At 62.4% G+C, this 17,528-nt stretch carries 14 protein-coding genes and 2 tRNA genes; 6 read left to right on the top strand and 10 right to left on the bottom strand.

Annotated features, from left to right (window positions below; genetic code table 11):
- Window positions 1-21 precede the first annotated feature (21 nt).
- Complete coding sequence (locus LHFGNBLO_RS21145; protein WP_319944171.1) at window positions 22-342, top strand: hypothetical protein; 321 nt, start codon at window positions 22-24, stop codon at window positions 340-342.
- A 44-nt stretch (window positions 343-386) separates the two neighbouring features.
- On the opposite strand, the gene LHFGNBLO_RS21140 is transcribed toward LHFGNBLO_RS21145, so the two are convergent.
- From LHFGNBLO_RS21140 to LHFGNBLO_RS21100, 9 genes are all read right to left on the bottom strand, one after another.
- The gene (locus LHFGNBLO_RS21140; protein ID WP_258601287.1) at window positions 387-1,223 is read right to left on the bottom strand and encodes a tetratricopeptide repeat protein; all 837 of its coding nucleotides are present in this window, start codon (window positions 1,221-1,223) and stop codon (window positions 387-389) included.
- Window positions 1,210-2,934: a dihydroxy-acid dehydratase gene (gene ilvD, locus LHFGNBLO_RS21135; RefSeq protein ID WP_258601286.1), complete on the bottom strand. Its 1,725-nt coding sequence runs from the start codon at window positions 2,932-2,934 to the stop codon at window positions 1,210-1,212. The genes LHFGNBLO_RS21140 and ilvD overlap by 14 nt, the downstream gene beginning before the upstream one ends.
- Before the next feature lie 388 nt (window positions 2,935-3,322).
- Complete coding sequence (locus LHFGNBLO_RS21130) at window positions 3,323-4,591, bottom strand: OmpP1/FadL family transporter (RefSeq protein ID WP_258601285.1); 1,269 nt, start codon at window positions 4,589-4,591, stop codon at window positions 3,323-3,325.
- A 360-nt stretch (window positions 4,592-4,951) separates the two neighbouring features.
- Window positions 4,952-7,735 carry a valine--tRNA ligase gene (locus LHFGNBLO_RS21125; protein ID WP_258601284.1) on the bottom strand — a complete coding sequence of 928 codons (2,784 nt, stop codon included), beginning with the start codon at window positions 7,733-7,735 and terminating at the stop codon, window positions 4,952-4,954.
- A 285-nt stretch (window positions 7,736-8,020) separates the two neighbouring features.
- Window positions 8,021-8,965 (bottom strand): PopZ family protein, encoded by a 945-nt coding sequence (locus LHFGNBLO_RS21120; protein WP_258601283.1) that lies wholly within the window; start codon window positions 8,963-8,965, stop codon window positions 8,021-8,023.
- 212 nt (window positions 8,966-9,177) lie between these two features.
- A complete protein-coding gene (locus tag LHFGNBLO_RS21115; protein ID WP_258601282.1) occupies window positions 9,178-10,554 on the bottom strand; it encodes a TolC family outer membrane protein in 1,377 nt (458 codons plus the stop codon).
- 182 nt (window positions 10,555-10,736) lie between these two features.
- Entirely contained in the window at window positions 10,737-11,411 is a 675-nt protein-coding gene (locus tag LHFGNBLO_RS21110) for a protein-L-isoaspartate O-methyltransferase family protein (protein WP_258601281.1), read from the bottom strand.
- Window positions 11,412-11,516: 105 nt separating this feature from the next.
- Window positions 11,517-11,590 (bottom strand) — tRNA-Cys (locus LHFGNBLO_RS21105).
- Window positions 11,591-12,075: 485 nt separating this feature from the next.
- A complete protein-coding gene (locus LHFGNBLO_RS21100; RefSeq protein WP_258601280.1) occupies window positions 12,076-12,336 on the bottom strand; it encodes a PGPGW domain-containing protein in 261 nt (86 codons plus the stop codon).
- A gap of 223 nt (window positions 12,337-12,559) precedes the next feature.
- On the opposite strand from LHFGNBLO_RS21100, the gene LHFGNBLO_RS21095 reads away from it, so the two are divergent.
- A tRNA-Asn gene (locus LHFGNBLO_RS21095) sits at window positions 12,560-12,634 on the top strand.
- A 54-nt stretch (window positions 12,635-12,688) separates the two neighbouring features.
- Here the strand turns inward: LHFGNBLO_RS21095 and LHFGNBLO_RS21090 are convergent.
- Entirely contained in the window at window positions 12,689-12,853 is a 165-nt protein-coding gene (locus LHFGNBLO_RS21090; RefSeq protein ID WP_258601279.1) for a hypothetical protein, read from the bottom strand.
- Here LHFGNBLO_RS21090 and LHFGNBLO_RS21085 point away from each other — a divergent pair.
- From LHFGNBLO_RS21085 to LHFGNBLO_RS21070, 4 genes are all read left to right on the top strand, one after another.
- Window positions 12,852-13,142 carry a hypothetical protein gene (locus LHFGNBLO_RS21085; protein WP_258609836.1) on the top strand — a complete coding sequence of 97 codons (291 nt, stop codon included), beginning with the start codon at window positions 12,852-12,854 and terminating at the stop codon, window positions 13,140-13,142. The two genes, LHFGNBLO_RS21090 and LHFGNBLO_RS21085, sit on opposite strands and share 2 nt — an antisense overlap.
- Window positions 13,143-13,786: 644 nt before the next feature.
- Window positions 13,787-15,634 (top strand): DUF3604 domain-containing protein, encoded by a 1,848-nt coding sequence (locus tag LHFGNBLO_RS21080; RefSeq protein WP_258609835.1) that lies wholly within the window; start codon window positions 13,787-13,789, stop codon window positions 15,632-15,634.
- A 12-nt stretch (window positions 15,635-15,646) separates the two neighbouring features.
- Window positions 15,647-16,507: a peptidylprolyl isomerase gene (locus LHFGNBLO_RS21075; RefSeq protein WP_258601278.1), complete on the top strand. Its 861-nt coding sequence runs from the start codon at window positions 15,647-15,649 to the stop codon at window positions 16,505-16,507.
- Window positions 16,504-17,514 (top strand): HupE/UreJ family protein, encoded by a 1,011-nt coding sequence (locus tag LHFGNBLO_RS21070; protein ID WP_258601277.1) that lies wholly within the window; start codon window positions 16,504-16,506, stop codon window positions 17,512-17,514. Before LHFGNBLO_RS21075 ends, LHFGNBLO_RS21070 begins: the two co-directional genes overlap by 4 nt.
- The last annotated feature ends 14 nt before the right edge of the window (window positions 17,515-17,528 follow it).

Genomic DNA, 17,528 nt, shown 5'->3' with positions numbered 1-17,528 from the left:
CGCGCTTGATGGACCACCATCATGGCGGCTGGGGTTCCCATGACTATTCGATCTGCTCTTTGCCCGATCCTCTCGGCGCTTGCGATGGCCGTGGCGACGCCGGCTTTTGCCGCCCCGGAATGCCTTGCCAACGGGAAATCATTCCAGATCGGCCAGGTCGCCTGCCTGACACTTGCCGGCCGGAGCCACCTCGCCCGCTGCGACATGGTGCTCAACAACACATCATGGATCAAGGTTCGGGACGATTGTCCGGAAAACACGCTGGCACCGCGCCTGCACACCACGCCGATCTCGACGCCGACCCTGCCCTTGGCCGAACCAAGCGAGCCGACCGCGAACTGATCGGTCGAGGCCATCTGAACCTCTGCAATTTTCGGAGTATGCGGCTACTGGTCGCCGCCGCCCTTGGTGAGGATGTCGGCGGCCAGCGAAATGGCGGTGCGGCGGTCGGCTTCGCCGGCTGCGGCGAACGCCTCTTCCTGCATGCCGCGGATCCACGGCTGGTCGGCCGGTGAGGCACGTTCGAGTGCAGCGGTCATCATCGCCAGTCCGCGAACGATCTTGCCGCTCTGGAAAAGCAGGTTGCCGAGCGTTGCCTGCGCGCCGGCATGGCCCTTTTCGGCGGCGAGCTGGAACCAGCGCCCGGCCTGCTTGACGCTGGCCTTGACGCCGCCCTCACCCTTCAGGAACATCTGGCCCATTTCGAACTGGGCATTCGGATTGCGGTAGTTCGCGGCGGCGCGCATGTAATATTCCTGGGCCGCCACCTCGTTTTCCGTGACCGGGCTGCCGGGAATGCCTTTGCGGAGATAGTCGCCCAGCGCCACCAGCGCGTCGGAGACATAGCTTTCCTCCGGCGAGCCGGGTTCGACATCCTGGTCGACGATCTCCGAGAAGAACTTGAATGCCTCGTAGTCGTCGCGCGCCACGCCGTCTCCTTCGGCATACATGCGCGCGAGCTTCCAGGTGGCGCCGATCTGGCCGTTCTCGGCGGCGTATTTATAAGCCTCGGCCGCCTGTTCCTTGTGACCGCTCTTGTAGGCGGAGAAGCCGAACTGGAACACCGCCCAGGGGCTGGACTGCGGCTTCACGCCGGTCTTGTCGTCGAACACCTTGTCGTCAAAGGCCATGGCCTGGCCCGCGGCGCCCAAGGTCGCGCCAAAAGTGGCGATCGCGACCAGTGCCGAAAAGACAGACGACCTCAACAACTCAGATATCCGCATAGCAATGTGTTTCTTTCGCACCACCCGGATGGGTGACCGCACCGTCGCGGGCAGGCCCTACCGTCTGTGCATATTTCCAGATCGCGCCCGACTGATAGTCGGTCGTGCGCGCCTTCCATGTCTTTGCCCTCGCCTCCAGTTCAGTGTCGGACAGCGCCACCTCGATCGTGCCGTTCACCGCATCGATCGAAATCACGTCGCCATCCCTCAGCAGCCCGATCGGGCCGCCCACGGCTGCTTCCGGCCCGACATGGCCGATGCAGAAACCGCGCGTCGCGCCCGAAAAGCGCCCGTCGGTGATGAGGGCCACCTTGCCGCCCATGCCCTGGCCGTAGAGAGCCGCCGTCGTCGACAGCATTTCCCGCATGCCCGGGCCGCCGCGCGGACCCTCGTAGCGGATGACGAGAACCTCGCCTTCCCTGTAGTTGCGGTGCGTAACCGCCTCAAAACATTCCTCTTCCGAATCGAAGCAGCGCGCCGGGCCTGAGAATTTCAGCTCCGACATGCCCGCGACCTTCACGATCGCGCCTTCGGGGGCAAGATTTCCCTTCAAGCCCACGACACCGCCGGTTTGGGTGATTGGTCTGTTGGCGGGACGGACCACATCCTGGCTATCATTCCAGGTAACGTGTTCCATGTTTTCGGCCAAAGTGCGGCCAGTCACCGTCAGGCAATCGCCATGCAGATAGCCGTGGTCGAGCAAGGTCTTCATCAACAGCGGAATGCCGCCGGCCTCGAACATGTCCTTGGCTACATATTTGCCGCCTGGCTTCAGGTCGGCGATGTAAGGCGTCTTCTCGAAGATCTTCGCCACGTCGAACAGGTCGAATTTTATCCCGGCCTCATGCGCGATGGCCGGCAGATGCAGCGCCGCATTGGTCGAGCCGCCAGTGGCCGAAACCACGGTCGCCGCGTTCTCCAGCGCCTTCAACGTGACGATGTCGCGTGGCCGGATGTTCTTGGCGATCAGCTCCATGATCTTTTCACCGGAGGCGAAATTGAAGCGGTCGCGCATCTCGTAGGGAGCCGGTGCGCCACAGGAATAGGGCAACGCCAGCCCGATCGCCTCGGCGACGGTGGCCATGGTGTTGGCGGTGAACTGGGCGCCACAGGAGCCGGCCGACGGACAGGCGGCCTGCTCGATTTCGAGCAGTTCAGCGTCGCTGACCGCGCCGACAGAGTGCTGGCCGACCGCCTCGAACACATCCTGCACGGTGATCTGCCGGCCGCGATAGCTGCCGGGCAGGATCGAGCCGCCATAAATGAAGATCGACGGCACGTTGAGCCGCACCATGGCCATCATCATGCCGGGCAGAGACTTGTCGCAACCGGCCAGTCCGACCAGCGCGTCATAGCAATGGCCGCGCATGGTCAGCTCGACTGAATCGGCGATGACCTCGCGCGACACCAGTGACGACTTCATGCCCTGGTGGCCCATGGCGATGCCGTCGGTAACGGTGATGGTGCAGAATTCGCGCGGCGTGCCGCTGGCGGCGGCCACGCCCTTCTTGACCACCTGCGCCTGGCGCATCAGCGAGATGTTGCAAGGTGCCGCCTCATTCCAGCAACTGGCAACGCCGACCAGCGGCTGCGCGATCTCAGCCGCCGACAGTCCCATCGCATAGAGATAGGAGCGGTGCGGCGCACGCGCCGGACCAACGGTCACATGGCGGCTGGGCAACTTGGCCTTGGAGATGACTCTGGCGTCCATACTCGTCCTTGCCGCGGGCGGTGCGGCCTGTCCCATCGCCGAGCCTTTTGGCGCGTGTCCCGAGACCATATTGAGGTGCGCCGGGTTTATGGCGGGAAATGGGCAATTCCCCTGAGTCACTTTGCGGTGCGGGCGTTGCTCAGGAACTGTTGCCAAAACGTCACAATCGCCGGACCGGCAGTCCTGAAAAAATGGAACCCGGATTTCGTAAAAGATCGTGGCGAAACAAAGAGATAGAGCCTTATCCAGATTCTACCGCGACAAATCGGGACTCTATGCGGAGGTTGTGCTGCATTTTTGCAACGCAGACGCGCGCCATCAGGCAAATGCCTGTTCAAACAAAAAAGGCCGGACGATGCCCGGCCTTTTATTGTTCAGTTCGAAAGGCTTACCACTTTACCTTCACCGAGCCCGATAGGGCCGAAACAAGATCGTTGCCGAAGTCGGCGGTATAGTCGGTGCCGTAAGTAACGCCATCGCTGCCCACGACCTGATGTATCGATCCGCTGGTGAGTACGCCCAATGCCCCACCGAAACGAAGCTCGACGTTTTGGGTCGGCGTGTAGGATACCCCTCCGCTCACTGTCCAAGTATCGGTCTGAGCGCTGAGGCCGGTGGTCGTGCCGCGATCCCAGGTAAGAGCTGCGGCGCCGCTCCATTGATCATTGAACTTGTGGCCGATACCACCGGACACGGTCCAGCCGTCCCTGTAGAGCAGATCCAACGAGGTGGCTCGGACCGCGCTGGTTGTGGTGCAAGCGACCAACCCTTTGGTCGCGGTAGGGCAGAATGGGATGCTTTGCAATTCGCTCCAATTTACCCACTTGATGGATCCAAAAGCCAGCCAGCCAGGAGCGATGCCCGACTGCAGCTTGAGTTCCAGCGAGTCAGGAACCTGCGCAGAACCATAGACATCGGTTACTACACCCAAAAGCGGGTTCCCTGGCACGACGAAACCAGGAACCTGGGTCAGATCAAGCGTTCCAGCCAGGTTGTCGAGCTTGACTGCCGAATTGTAGACCAAGCTGGCGCGCAGAGCGATGTCTGGAATCTCATAGGCAACGCCGGTACGCCATCCCCAACCGTCCCCCTCGAGATCAAGGCGCCCTACGCCTGTACCAAACATCGCAGGAAGGGGAGCTACCAACTGTTCCTTGAAGCCCGAAACATCCTCGTGAAATACGCCACCAATGAAACGAAACTGTCCTTTGCCGAGGTCCATCTTGTATGAGCAGGTGGCGCCAAAGGCGTGGCTCTCCACTTGAGTCTCAATATTGCCGTTCGCGCCGGCCCAATTGACGCCGGGATTGCTGGACGCTCCGATCGGCTGCGAATAGTCACCAAGGCAATCGACGGGCCCCATGCCGATCTTGATGCCGGCGCTGGGGACCCAATAGCTTTCAGTATCGCGGGCTCCGCCCAGCGGCGTGAGGTCACCGTCAGCCGGATTCGTGTCCACCACATTCTTGAGGTCTCGTTGCGGCATCACGTACGTGCCGGAAACCTCGCCTGTGACCTGTGCCGGATCGAACAGCAGATCGATGTCGTAGCCGCCGCGTTCCAGGCCGCCCGCATGCGCCGGGTGCATCGCCGCCCCCGATAAAGCCAGCGAAAAGCACCCCGCCCCCAGCAGCGCTTTCAGTCGCAAATTGTTCATGAATGTCCTCCCGAATACTTCGTGCACCAAGCTAGAACCAATTCGGGTTAACGGCGCAACAACGAATTCATGACGCGTACATGTACGCCTCCGTCGAACGCATTTTCGCCAAAGTGCAGGCCCTTACGGCAAGGCCTCAAAACAGCCTTTTGCATGCACGACGGCAAAAAATTCAGAAAAATCAGCCAAAAATGGCTCAGAAACAGCGCATTTCGCAGGTGTTCGGCCCCATTGTTACATTATGGCAACAATGGGGCAAAAACTTCCGTTTACGTCAACATTTACGCAACGGAATGCCTGTTCTTGGGGCAAGGAAACGGCCCCGAAGTTGGCCCCAGGATTCGCGAATCCAACCCACCCTCAACCGGCGTCGCGCACCCGAGTCAGCGCCACTGACAGCTTCTCTTGTTCATCGCGAAATTCGGCGAGTTTTTCGCGCTCGGCCTCCACGATCTCGGCAGGCGCGCTGGCAACGAATCTGTCGTTCGAAAGCTTCTTGTGCAGACGCGCGATTTCCTCGGTCACCTTGGCGAGTTCCTTCTGTAGCCGCGCCGCCTCGGCGGTCAGGTCGATCAGATTGCCGAGCGGCAGGCAGATGGTCGCCTCGTTGAGCACGATCTGGGCCGAGCCCTTGGGGGTTGCTTCGGCGAGCGAAATGTCGCCGATCCGCGCCAGCCGCTTGATCGCCGATGCCTGGCGCTCGAGCCTCTCGTGTGTCGCCGCATTGGCACCGATCACCACCAGCGGCGCGATCGCCGCCGGCGGCACGTTCATTTCCGAGCGCACCGAACGGATGCCGGAGACGAGATCGACCAGCCAGTTGATGTCGGCGGCCGCTTCGGCATCCTCGAAGTCCGGCGACGGCCATGCCGCATGGCAGAGCAACGACGAGCGCTCCTTCCCCTCACCAGCGGTCTGCGCCCACAATTCCTCGGTCATGAACGGCATCATCGGGTGCAACAGCTTGTAGATCTCGTCGAGCACGAAGGCGACGCAGGCGCGACTTTCGGCCTTGGCGGCCTCGTCCGTGCCCATGAACACCGGCTTCATTAGCTCCAGGTACCAGTCGCAGAACAGGTTCCAGACAAAGCGGTAGGCCGCACCCGCCGCCTCGTTGAAGCGGTATGAGGTGATGCCGTCGGTAATCTCGCGCGCCGCCCGCGTCAGTTCGGTCAGGATCCAGCGGTTGACCGCCAGCTTGGCGTCGTTCAGCCAGAAATCGTCGTTTCGCGCGACTTCGTTCATCTCGGCAAAACGCGTGGCGTTCCAGAGCTTGGTGCCAAAATTGCGATAGCCGGCGATGCGGGCCGGATCGAGTTTCACATCGCGCCCTTGCGCCGCCATCACCGTCAGCGTGAAGCGCAGCGCATCGGCGCCGTATTCGTCGATAAGGTCGAGCGGATCGATGACGTTGCCTTTCGACTTCGACATCTTCTGCCCGTTCTTGTCGCGCACCAGCGCATGGACATAGACCGTGTGGAACGGCTCCTCGTCCATGAAATGCAGCCCCATCATCATCATGCGGGCGACCCAGAAGAAAATGATGTCGAAGCCGGTCACCAGCACGTCGGTCTGGTAATAGGTCTTCAGCTCCGGTGTGTGGTCCGGCCACCCCAGCGTCGAGAACGGCCACAGCGCCGAAGAAAACCACGTGTCGAGCACATCCTCGTCACGGGTCAGGATCTCGCCCGGCTTGAAGTTCTCGAGCTTGTCCTCGACCCAGCCTTTCCAAGGCCCTTCCAGCGCCAGATAGTATTCGACCGCAGCGCCAAGCGCCTCCTCTTCGGTTTTTTCGACGAAGACGCGCCCGTCCGGCCCGTACCAGGCTGGGATCTGGTGGCCCCACCAGAGTTGGCGCGAGATGCACCAGGGCTGGATGTTCTCCATCCAGTCGAAATAGGTCTTTTCCCAATTCTTCGGCACGAAATTGGTGCGGCCCTCGCGCACCGAGGCAATGGCCGGCTTGGCCAACTCAGCTGCATTCGCATACCACTGTTCGGTGAGGAACGGTTCGATCGGCACGCCGCCGCGGTCGCCATGCGGCACGGCGTGGCGATGCGGCTCGACCTTGTCGAGGAACCCGCCGGCTTCCATCAATTCGACGACATTCTTGCGTGCCACGAAACGATCGAGGCCATCGAGCTCATCCCAGACGGCCTGGCGCTCCGGCGTCACCTCGAGCCCGGCGAGAAAATCCTCATTATCCCCCAAGGTCACCGCCGCCTCGGTGGTAAGGATGTTGATCGCTGGCAGCTTGTGACGCCTGCCGACCTCGAAGTCGTTGAAGTCGTGCGCCGGCGTAATCTTGACCGCGCCCGAACCCTTTTCCGGATCGGAATACTCGTCCGCCACCACCGGGATTTTTCTGCCGACGATCGGCAACACTACATTTTTCCCGACCAGATGCCGGTATCGCTCGTCGTTCGGATGCACGGCCACAGCGGTATCGCCAAGCATCGTCTCCGGGCGCGTCGTCGCCACCGTGATGAAGGTGTTGGGGTTTTCCGGATCGAATGTCTCGCCCTCTATGGGATAGCGGAAGTGCCAGAGACTGCCGTTGACTTCCTGCTGCTCGACCTCGAGATCGGAAATCGCCGTCAGCAATTTCGGGTCCCAGTTCACCAGCCGCTTGTCCTTGTAGATCAGCCCTTCCTTGTAGAGCGTGACGAACACTTCGAGCACGGCCTTCGACAGGCCTTCGTCCATGGTGAAGCGCTCTCGGCTCCAGTCGGCCGAGGCGCCGAGCCGCTTCAGCTGGTTGAAGATGGCGCCACCGGATTCGGCCTTCCACTCCCACACCTTGTCGATGAACTGCTCGCGCGTCAGATCGCGGCGGTGGATCTGCTTCTCCATCAGCTGGCGCTCGACCACCATCTGCGTGGCGATGCCGGCGTGGTCCATGCCGGGCTGCCACAGCACATTCTTGCCGCGCATGCGCTCGAAGCGCACCAGTATGTCCTGCAATGTATTGTTGAGCGCGTGGCCCATATGCAGCGAGCCGGTGACATTCGGCGGCGGAATGACGATGGTGAAGGCTTCAGCACCCTCCTCGGCGCCGGCGCCGGCGCGAAAGGCGTCGGCATCCTCCCAGATCTTGGCGATCTTGGGCTCGACGGTTTTTGCGTCGTAGGTTTTTTCGAGCATGGGAAGCAGTCCGGGCTGTCGGGATTTGTTGGGTCCGGTGTAAATCGGAAGGCTGTTGGCAAGTCAACCGCGGGCGCGCGGCGGACGGCAATGCTGGTACATAGTGACTGCACAAATCAAGGCAACTCACCGAGACGATCGTCGACGCAGCCGCGCCCGCACCTTCATGGGATATCGACGGCAAGTTGATCGCCTTCGCGATAGCCGCCGAGAGCGGCTGAGACCAGGGCATCAACGAAAACGCCGCCCGAAAGCGGCGGCGTCTGTCGTCTGTCGGAATTGTTACTACGCGCCGCGCGCCACGCGCTCGATTTCCTCGCGCACCAGCCGTTCGACCAGCGTCGGCAGATTGTTGTCCAGCCAGTCCTGCAGCATCGGCCTCAGCATCTCCTCGGCCATCTCGTCGAAGGTTTTCTTGCTGCGGCTGGCAAACGCGTCGGAAAGCTCGCCAAAAGCTGCGGCAACTTGCCGGCCGGTGCGTTCCGAAAGGATCGCCGGGCGGGCCGGCGGGGCATCGCCGCTGGCCTGGTGCGCCAACTCGCTGCGCAAAGGCGTCGGTTCGCTGCCCGAATGCGTCGGCTCGCTGTGCGAAAGCGTCGGCTCGCTGTGCGAAGGCGTCGGCCCGAAAGCCGGCTCGGCCGTCAAGTCATCCTCGAAAATTGCAGCTTCCGGCTCGGCTTCCGGCGTCCGTCGCATCTCGACCTTGACCGGCTTGACCACAGCAGCGGTCTTTGTCGCTTCGCCGACAGCGGCAATCTCGCGCCGCCAATCGGTCACGATGCTATCGCTGGTTTCCGCAATCCTTGCCGTCGCCGGCGCATCTGCTTTTGCTGTCGGGGCAGACTCGGCGGCGATCCTTGCGCTCACTTCGGCCAAGGTAGTGGGGGCCAAAGTAGTGGGGGCACGCGCCGCCGGCGCCTCCACCGGGGCCGGGTCTAAGCGTACCGGTGTTTCCATGCGCGCGATAACCGGCTCAGTCGCCGCCAGTTGCGCTTGTACTTCTGCCAGCGTGATCGGCTTCCTGGTGCCGGCTTCGGCATGCAGCTCGCTGCGGAAGGCATCCACATCCGATGCCGGCTCGGCCGCCGGAGCCGGCTCGAGATCCTGGCGCAACTCGTCCGCTTCACCCGGCTGCTTGCGGCCGGTGTCGCTGTCTTCGATGATCCGCCTGATGGAAGCCAGTATTTCTTCCATGGAAGGTTCGCGCTGCGCGCTGCTTGCCGTCGCCATCGTCACATCCGCCGCCTTTGTGACCCGTTGCAGATTTCCTGTCCGGCAAAAGCCGGATTCGAATCATGGCGATAGGGTACCCGACGGATCGTCATCCGAGAATCCCCAATCTGGGGACATGTTGGATTTCAACAGATTAGAGCGCCCGCATCCTTTTATGACGCGCGGCGCTCCAGCACTTTGAATCGGCAGATTTGGATTGGCTGACGTGGTCAGCGGCCATCCGGCGTGCGCAGGCCGATCCACTTGTCCTTGACCGCGTTGTAATGCTCTTCAGGTCTGTATTTCGTCACCTGCAGAGCGAGGCGTTCGACCGACAGACGGCCGATCGCCGAAAGGATGGCATAGCTCGCCACCACGACATCATGTTCGGAGTTGGCAAGCTCGATCTTCGCAGTGATGACGGCGTTCTGGGCGTTCAACACGTCGAGCGTGGTGCGCTGGCCGACATTGCGCTCTTCGATGACGCCATTCAAAGCCAATTGCGCGGCGGCGATCACCTCCCTGTTGGCAACGACACCCTGTTGCGCGGCGGTGTATTGCGTCCATGCCGAGGTGACGGCGTTGCGCACCTGGTCGCGGCTGACATCGACCTCGATCCGGGCCTGGCTGAGCGATTCCTTCGACTGCCTAACCAATGCCGAGGTACGGCCACCCGAATAGATCGGGATTGTCAGCGTCGCGCCGATATTGGCCGAGGTCGAATCGCCGTTGGTGCCGATATCCGGACTACGGTGCAGATAATCCTGGGAAATACCGGCCGAAGCGGAAAGCTGCGGCAGCAGGGCGCCTTCGTTCGATTTCACCGAAAACCCCGCCGCATCGACCAGATGCTGGGTGGCCAGGATGGCCGGATGCTCGGCGGATGCGATGGTGATCGCCGCACCCAGGTTCGATGGCAAAAGCTTCGCCAACGGTGAAGCGCCCTTGAGCTTGCCCGGTTCATCGCCGACGATCTGATGATAGGACGCCGCACTTGCCAGTGCCTGCGCACGCGCGGCACTCAACTGCGCCACGGCGGACGAACGCGAGGCGTCGGCCTGGGCGACGTCGGTGCGCGTGCCTTCGCCAACCTCGAAGCGCGAGCGTGCCGCGCGCGCTTGCTCGGTGAGGAACTGCAGGTTCTGCTCGGTCAGCACCGCCACCTGCCGGTCGCGTATCACGTCCATATACGCTTGCGCCGCAGTAAACAGAATGTTCTCTTCGGTGTTGCGCAGGCTTTCGACCGAGGCGCTGACCCGCGATTCGGCGGCAGCGACGTTGTTCCTGGTCTGGAACCCGTCGAACAGGCTCTGGTTGATCACGATACCGACACTGGCGCTCGAAAGTTTGTTGCTGGCGCCGCTGACGCGCGTGTTCTGGTAGTCGACGTCAGCCTGTCCATTGATGGTCGGGCGCCAGCCGGACTTGGCGAGGGGCACGCCCTCGTCGGTGACACGGACACCGGCACGGGCGGAATTCAGCGAGGAATTGTTCTGGTAGGCCTTGGAAAGCGCGCCGAAAATGGTTTCCGCAGAGGCGACTATCGGAGAAAGCGCGGTCGCGGAAACGAGGACGGCGGCAAAAAGACTCTTGCGTATGGACGGCACGTTTTATCCCTCATTCGTTTTCCGTGGGAACTGCGCAACGCCGGCTTCTCCTCCTTGAGCAGCCGGCGTGGCTTTTGAAGTTCCCTGCTGTCAGCCCCCACAGCGCCCCGATTGTGCGGACCAGCAACAATTGTTCAAACACAAGCGATCATGACAACGCTTCTGCTGCAAGGCAAAATCACTCAGAATTGGAACGCGTGAATGCGTTCAAAGCCGGGTAGTGGCTTTATTGCCGCATTAAATGCCCGTCTTCCGGTCACAACCCCCCTCGCCTTGATAAACAGTCGGGCTACGCCCGAATTGCCCTGTCCCTCTACGGCGACCAGGCGGCCGCCTTCCGCGAGTTGGTCGAGCAGCGCCGCCGGCACTTCCTCGACGCTGCCACCAATGAAGATCACGTCGTAAGGCGCCTTGGCGGCATGGCCTTGCGGCAGGGGCCCGGTAACCACGGTTACGTTGTCGCAGCCCAGCCCCGAAAGCGTCGCTCTGGCCGTTTCGGCCAGCGCCGCATCACTTTCCAGCGCGACCACAGACCTTGCCAGCCGCGACAACAGAGCCGTGGAATAGCCGGTGCCGCAGCCGACATCGAGCGCACAATCGCTGGCGTTGACCTCGGCCAGCTGTAACAGTTTGGCTAGCGGCGAAGCCTCCATGAGATAGCGCGCGCCACCACCGTCCAAGCCGTTGGAAATGCGGATGTCCTCGTCGATATAGGCGAGATCGCGTTGGCCGGCGCCGACGAACGCCTCGCGCGGCACGACGAGCATCGCATCCAGCAGCGGCGCGCTGGTCACGTCGGTGGTACGGACCTGACCGTCGACCATTTTCACGCGAAGTTCGGAGAAATCAGCGCTCATGTCCCAACCAATCCGCCCAAAAACCAATCCGCTTGCCGCGCAAGACCGCGGTTCATTTCGACCGGAACTCAAGCTCCGGCGCTGACGCGCGGGAGCTCGGGCGCCTGGAGGCCTCGCCCGGAATCGAACCGGGGTGCAAGGATTTGCAGTCCTCTGCGTAACCACTCCGCCACGAGGCCTCGTTGCTCCCGGCGTTCCACCCGGTTCCAATAGGTTGCGGCGAAAATGCCGTCAAGCGGCCATGGTGCATTCCGGGCGGTTTCCTCTGGCCAGAGTGCCACGTGTCGAATCATCGATGCATACAATGCAATCGGATGTTGGCCAATCGTTAAGCATGCCAAGCGTGGTGTGCAGTCGCGGAAAACTCGAAACCGGCAGCTTGCGCAGGGCAATTGAAGGGAAGCCGCAACGCGCCGGACAATGCCAGACCGGGACACGACCGCCTAGCGCGGATTGTCGCTGCTGAGATGCGAAGAGCTTGCGCAGCACCATCGACCGCCTCAGCATCGAGGGTGCCAACCGCACGATCGTGCACACTTGGCTTCGGCTGCCGCTGTTCTCAAGGAGATTTGCGAAGGCCTGGAAAAGCGCTTCGGCCGCTATGTCCGAGGTATCGATGGTTGAAGGGCCTCTCGCCGGCATTTGTCCAGCGTCGGCCCCGACTTCAGTTCGGCCGCCGCCGCCGCTCCCACCACACGACGAGCCGGCGCCGGTGGCGGCGCACCAGAGCGAACTCGTAGGAAAGCACGAGCAATCCGAGCGGGATCATCCAGAAACCCAGAATCGGCAGGAAGCCGAGAATGCCGAAGAAGACCAGGACGGCGCCGATCGCAATCCTGAGGCCGCGTGAGCGCGGCATGGTGAATTCGCGGCCGAAGACCGTGATTTTCCGCGCCGGTGCCTGATTGTCGCCTGCTGCAGTCATGTCGAACGTCAATCCGCTTCCCAAGGAGTAAAGCCATTGCTGGTAAAAGCCGCAACTGCCCTTTTCGGTTCCGCTGACGAGGGCGGGACAGCTCATATGAGGGCGTCTGCCGGCGATTGCCAGAAACCGTCGCATGAAAAAGCGCCGAAAAAATGCGAAATGCTTCTTTGCAAAGCCGAAACGGGTTTGCTATAGGCTGCGCCACTCACATGAGAGCCTCTGTTCCCCGGTAGCTCAGTGGTAGAGCAACCGGCTGTTAACCGGTTGGTCGCTGGTTCGAATCCGGCCCGGGGAGCCAACGCCTTTTTCACGCCAGGGCGTTGCGCGCCAGCATGCGGCTTCTTCTTACCAGCTAGAACGCCAAATCCCGAAATACGCTCACGACGTAAGTGGTCGCCGGCTTGTCGGTCATCGGCTGATGCTTCGCATCGTGCCGCGATTTCGTCGGCCGAAATATCTTGCCGTTTTCTTGGGCCGGTCCATATTCATCGATCGGGAGTTCCGTTGTGTCGGCCATGAAAAATTTGTCGATCGCCTTTCTTGCCGGGATGGCAGTTTGTGTCACGAGTGTCGCCGATGCGCGACCGGACACGCGCGCGATGACCTGCGAACAGACGCAGGACCTGATCAAAAGCCATCGCTCGGCGGTTCTGACCACTGGCCGCAACACCTACGATCGATACGTCCGCCAATTCGGCAACGAATGCGACTGGCCGGACGTGCCGAGCGCCGCGTCGGTCCCGACACGCGACGGTCAATGCCGCGTCTATCGCTGTCAGGAACCGACCTTCAATCGATCCCCTTGAGGTTCGCCTCACCCTCGTGCAGGGCGCGACCATTGCGGGGCTACCTCAGACCAAATTCATCATCTTCGTTTTCCTCTCGCTGTACCTGGTCGGGCGAGGAGTTCGACATCCACCTTGCGAGCCACGGTCGCCTTGCTCGCCGGATCTCGTGATCGTCAGCTGCTCCCATCCCGTAGCATACAGTTAGTTACGTCCCGGCACGCGTGTTTGTGTGCGAGCTTCCCCAACGTCCGCTGCTGTGAGCATGCGCCCTATGCGGCTGCGGATGGGGAGGGGCAATCTGCTACGCCTGGCCACTTCGTCGCCGGGGACGCGGGTCCCGACCCACATGTCGGGGGCGCATTCGGCAGGGCTGGATAGCCCACCACGATATGCGGAGAACTCGAATAGCCGAATTCCCGGCTCCGCAGATGACATCACGAACGCCAAGACGTCTGAGCTAAAAGGAAACTATCGCCAGGGAGGACATCGCCATGAAACTTGCCTCAGCTCTGATTCCTCGAACCGTGTGCGTCGAAGGTTTTTCGGCACTTGTTGACAAGCGCAAAGACCGCCCGCAGGCGCGCTTCAGGCACGCTTTGGCGATAGCAACCGCGCTTGCCGTCTCACCGGCAGCCGCCCAGACGATCACCGACATCGGTACCATGGACGCGGCGACGGTCCTTCCGAGCAAACCGCCTGGCTATTCGCCTTATGCGGGGCGCAACTTCCCGAGCCGCGTATTCTGGGGCGACACGCATCTTCACACCAGCGCATCGATGGATGCCGGCGCCTTCGGCACTCGCCTCGGCTTCGACGAAGCCTATCGTTTCGCGCGCGGCGAGGAACTGACCGCGTCGGGCGGCCAGCGGGTGAAGCTCTCGCGGCCGTTGGATTTTCTCGCCATCACCGACCATTCCGACAATATGGGCTTCTTCCCCGCGCTCTTTGCCGGCAAGCCGGAGATGCTCGCCGACCCGACCGGCCGGCGCTGGTACGATCTTGTGCAAAAAGGCGGCGAAGATGGCGTCAAGGCGGCGCTCGAGATCATCGACAATTTCTCGCGGGGCACATTTCCCCCGGCGCTGCAGTTCCTGCCGGGATCCGACGGTTATCGCTCGACCTGGGATCAGATGATTGCCGCGGCGGAAAAATACAATGAGCCGGGACATTTCACCGCCTTCATCGGTTACGAATGGACCTCGCAGGTGCCGCCCGGCAACAATCTCCATCGTGTCGTGATCTATCGCGACGGCGGGGAGCAGGCGAAGCAGACCCTTCCGTTCACCACCTATCCCCCTGCCGGCAGCACCACTCCGGAGGACCTGTGGAAGCATCTCGCGGCCTACGAGGACAAGACCGGCGGGCGGGTGCTGGCCATCTCGCACAACGGCAATCTCTCGAACGGCTGGATGTTCCCGACCGAGACCAATCCCGCCACCGGACAGCCTCTGTCCAAGGAGTATGCGGAGACCCGCACCCGCTGGGAGCCGCTCTACGAGGTGACGCAGGTCAAAGGTGATGGCGAGACGCATCCCTATCTCTCACCCACCGACGAATTCGCCGGCTACGAGTTGTGGGACAAGGGCAACCTCAACCTCAGCGAGGCGAAGAAGCCCGAGATGCTGCAGAGCGAATATGCCCGCACGGCGCTGCAAACCGGCCTCCAGCTTGAGGCGAAACTCGGGGTGAACCCGTACAAATTTGGCATGATCGGCTCGACCGACAGCCACACCTCGCTCACCGCCGTCGAGGAGGAGAACTTCTTCGGCAAGCACAGCGGCGCGGAACCGAGCCCGCATCGTGCGACCCATGAGTTCATGCGCAATGGCGACTTGTTCCTCATGGGCTGGCAACAGGTCGCTTCCGGCTATGCCGGCGTATGGGCGACCGACAACTCGCGCGAGGCGCTCTGGGACGCCCTGCGCCGCAAGGAGGTCTATGGAACGACCGGCCCGCGCATGCTGGTGCGTTTCTTCGGCGGCTGGGACTTCACCGACGCCGACGCGCAATCGCGCAGTCCGGCTTTCGCAGGCTACGGCAAGGGTGTGCCGATGGGTGGCGATCTCAGTGCCGCGCCTGCGGGGAAATCGCCGACCTTCCTGGTGGCAGCGTTAAAGGATCCCCTTGGCGGCAATCTCGATCGCATCCAGATCGTCAAGGGCTGGGTCGACGCGGCTGGCGCTCGCCAGGAGAAGGTCTACGACGTGGTGTGGTCGGACAAGCGGGTGCCCGGCACCGATGGCAAGCTGCCGCCGGTCGGCAACACGGTCGACGTGGCGACCGCCACCTGGACAAATACGATCGGCGCTTCCGAACTGATCAAGACATGGGCGGACCCGGATTTCGATCCGGCTCTGCGGGCGGTCTATTATGCCCGCGTGCTCGAGATCCCGACGCCGCGGTGGACTGCCTATGACGCCGTGCGCTTTGGGATCAAGATGCCCGACGGCGTGCCGATGTTCGGTCAGGAACGCGCCTACACCTCGCCTATCTGGTACACGCCGGGCTGATGGGTGAGCACAGTGAAGCTCCTGCGCGAACCGCTTCTGCATTTCCTCGTCATCGGCGCGGTCCTGTTCGGTGTGTTCCGACTGACCGCCGATGATGGACCGGCGCAGGGCGAGATCATCGTCAGCGCCGGCCAGATTGCCAGCATGGAGGCGATCTTCAGCCGGACCTGGCAGCGTCCGCCGACGGCCGGGGAACGCGAAGCATTGGTCAGGGACTACATCCGCGATGAAGTCCTCTACCGTGAGGCCATCACGATGGGCCTCGACCGCGACGATGCCATCATCCGCCGCCGCATGCGGCAGAAGATGGAATTCGTTGCCGACCTGACTGCCCAGGCCGAACCGACCGACGCCGAGTTGAAGACCTTCGTGGCCGACCATCCAGCCTGGTTCCGTGCCGAGCCACACGTCTCCTTCAGCCACATCTATTTCCAGACGAGCACCAAGAGCAGCCCGAGCGCCGCGGAGCTTGAACCCCTGCTCCAGGGTCTGAATGCCGGGACGGCAGACGCATCGCAGGTCGGCGATCAGTTCATGGCGGGCTTCGACTTCCGCGACGCCACGATGTCCGACGTTGCGAAGACATTCGGCGACAGCTTCGCAGGCTGGATCGACCACGCGGGCCGCGGCCGTTGGGAAGGGCCGGTGACTTCGGTCTACGGTGTGCATCTCGTTCGCGTCGGCGAACGTGTCGAGGCGCGCGACCCTCCGTTCGAGGATATCCGTGAGGCAGCGCGGCGGGAATGGCTTCACGCCCGCAAGGTCGTCGCCAACGACGCATTCTACGAGAAGGTTCGGTCCCGATACGTCATCAAGGTCGAGGCCGCACCGGAGCAAATAGGCGCAGCAAAACTTGCCGAGGCCGCGCAGTGACCCGTCTGCTTGCCGCCGTTTGGCTGCTCCTGACGCTCGCCGCCGGACAGACGCAGGCCCATGACCTGCGGCCCGCCTATCTCGCGATCACCGAGAGCGCACCAGGCGTCTATTCCGTCCTCTGGAAGGCGCCGGCCTTGGGCGAGCTCCGGCTTGCCGTCTACCCGAGGCTGCCTCAGAGCGCGGTTGAGGCCGCGCCGCGCGACGGCGTCTTCCTGGACGACGCCTATGTCGAACGGTGGACGGTGCGCGACCCCACCGGTTTCGCCGGCCAGACCATCGCGATCGACGGCCTTCCTGCGAGCCGGACGGATGTGTTGGTGCGGATCGAAAGGCTGAGTGGGGAAACCAGCACGACGCGCCTAACGTCGGACCGCCCCTCGTTCGAGGTCCCCTCGTCGACCGGGCTCATGCAGGTTGCCGTCACCTATCTCGGGCTGGGCGTCGAGCACATCCTCAGCGGCGTCGACCATCTGCTCTTCGTCCTGGCGCTGCTCATCCTGGTGCCGGGCTGGAAGCGGATCGGCCTCACCGTCACTGCCTTCACCCTCGCGCACAGCATCACGCTTGCGGCAGCGACGCTCGGCTTCGTCCACGTGCCGGGCCCACCGGTCGAGGCGGCGATTGCGCTCAGCATTGCACTCGTCGCTGTGGAGATCGTGAATTCGACGAACGGCAGGGAAAGCCTCACCGCACGGCTTCCCTGGCTCATTGCGTTTGCATTCGGGCTGCTGCACGGGTTCGGCTTTGCCGGCGCGCTGAGTGAGGTCGGCTTGCCGGGCCACGCCATTCCGGTTGCGTTGCTGTTCTTCAACCTCGGGGTCGAACTCGGGCAACTCCTCTTCATCGCGGTGGTCATGGCGTTGTTCGTGATCCTGCGCCGCATCTGGCTTACTCGTGTCCGACCGGACTGGTCTCCGGCATGGCCTCGGCTTGCCGCAGCCTACTGCATCGGCGGCGTCGCTTCGTTCTGGTTGGTCGAGCGAGTCAGCGGTTTTTGGGCATGAAGGGAAAAGACGCG

The organism is Mesorhizobium sp. AR10 (assembly GCF_024746795.1).
Taxonomy (GTDB): Bacteria; Pseudomonadota; Alphaproteobacteria; order Rhizobiales; family Rhizobiaceae; genus Mesorhizobium.
The sequence above is the reverse complement of the archived record's forward strand: the minus strand, read 5'-3'. Positions and strand labels throughout refer to the sequence as shown.

Coding starts and splice junctions, on each gene's coding strand:
- LHFGNBLO_RS21145 (WP_319944171.1), top strand. CDS start 22: ATGGCGGCTGGGGTTCCCATGACTATTCGATCTGCTCTTTGCCCGATC.
- LHFGNBLO_RS21140 (WP_258601287.1), bottom strand. CDS start 1,223: ATGCGGATATCTGAGTTGTTGAGGTCGTCTGTCTTTTCGGCACTGGTC.
- ilvD (WP_258601286.1), bottom strand. CDS start 2,934: ATGGACGCCAGAGTCATCTCCAAGGCCAAGTTGCCCAGCCGCCATGTG.
- LHFGNBLO_RS21130 (WP_258601285.1), bottom strand. CDS start 4,591: ATGAACAATTTGCGACTGAAAGCGCTGCTGGGGGCGGGGTGCTTTTCG.
- LHFGNBLO_RS21125 (WP_258601284.1), bottom strand. CDS start 7,735: ATGCTCGAAAAAACCTACGACGCAAAAACCGTCGAGCCCAAGATCGCC.
- LHFGNBLO_RS21120 (WP_258601283.1), bottom strand. CDS start 8,965: ATGGCGACGGCAAGCAGCGCGCAGCGCGAACCTTCCATGGAAGAAATA.
- LHFGNBLO_RS21110 (WP_258601281.1), bottom strand. CDS start 11,411: ATGAGCGCTGATTTCTCCGAACTTCGCGTGAAAATGGTCGACGGTCAG.
- LHFGNBLO_RS21100 (WP_258601280.1), bottom strand. CDS start 12,336: ATGACTGCAGCAGGCGACAATCAGGCACCGGCGCGGAAAATCACGGTC.
- LHFGNBLO_RS21085 (WP_258609836.1), top strand. CDS start 12,852: ATGAAAAATTTGTCGATCGCCTTTCTTGCCGGGATGGCAGTTTGTGTC.
- LHFGNBLO_RS21090 (WP_258601279.1), bottom strand. CDS start 12,853: ATGGCCGACACAACGGAACTCCCGATCGATGAATATGGACCGGCCCAA.
- LHFGNBLO_RS21080 (WP_258609835.1), top strand. CDS start 13,787: ATGGACGCGGCGACGGTCCTTCCGAGCAAACCGCCTGGCTATTCGCCT.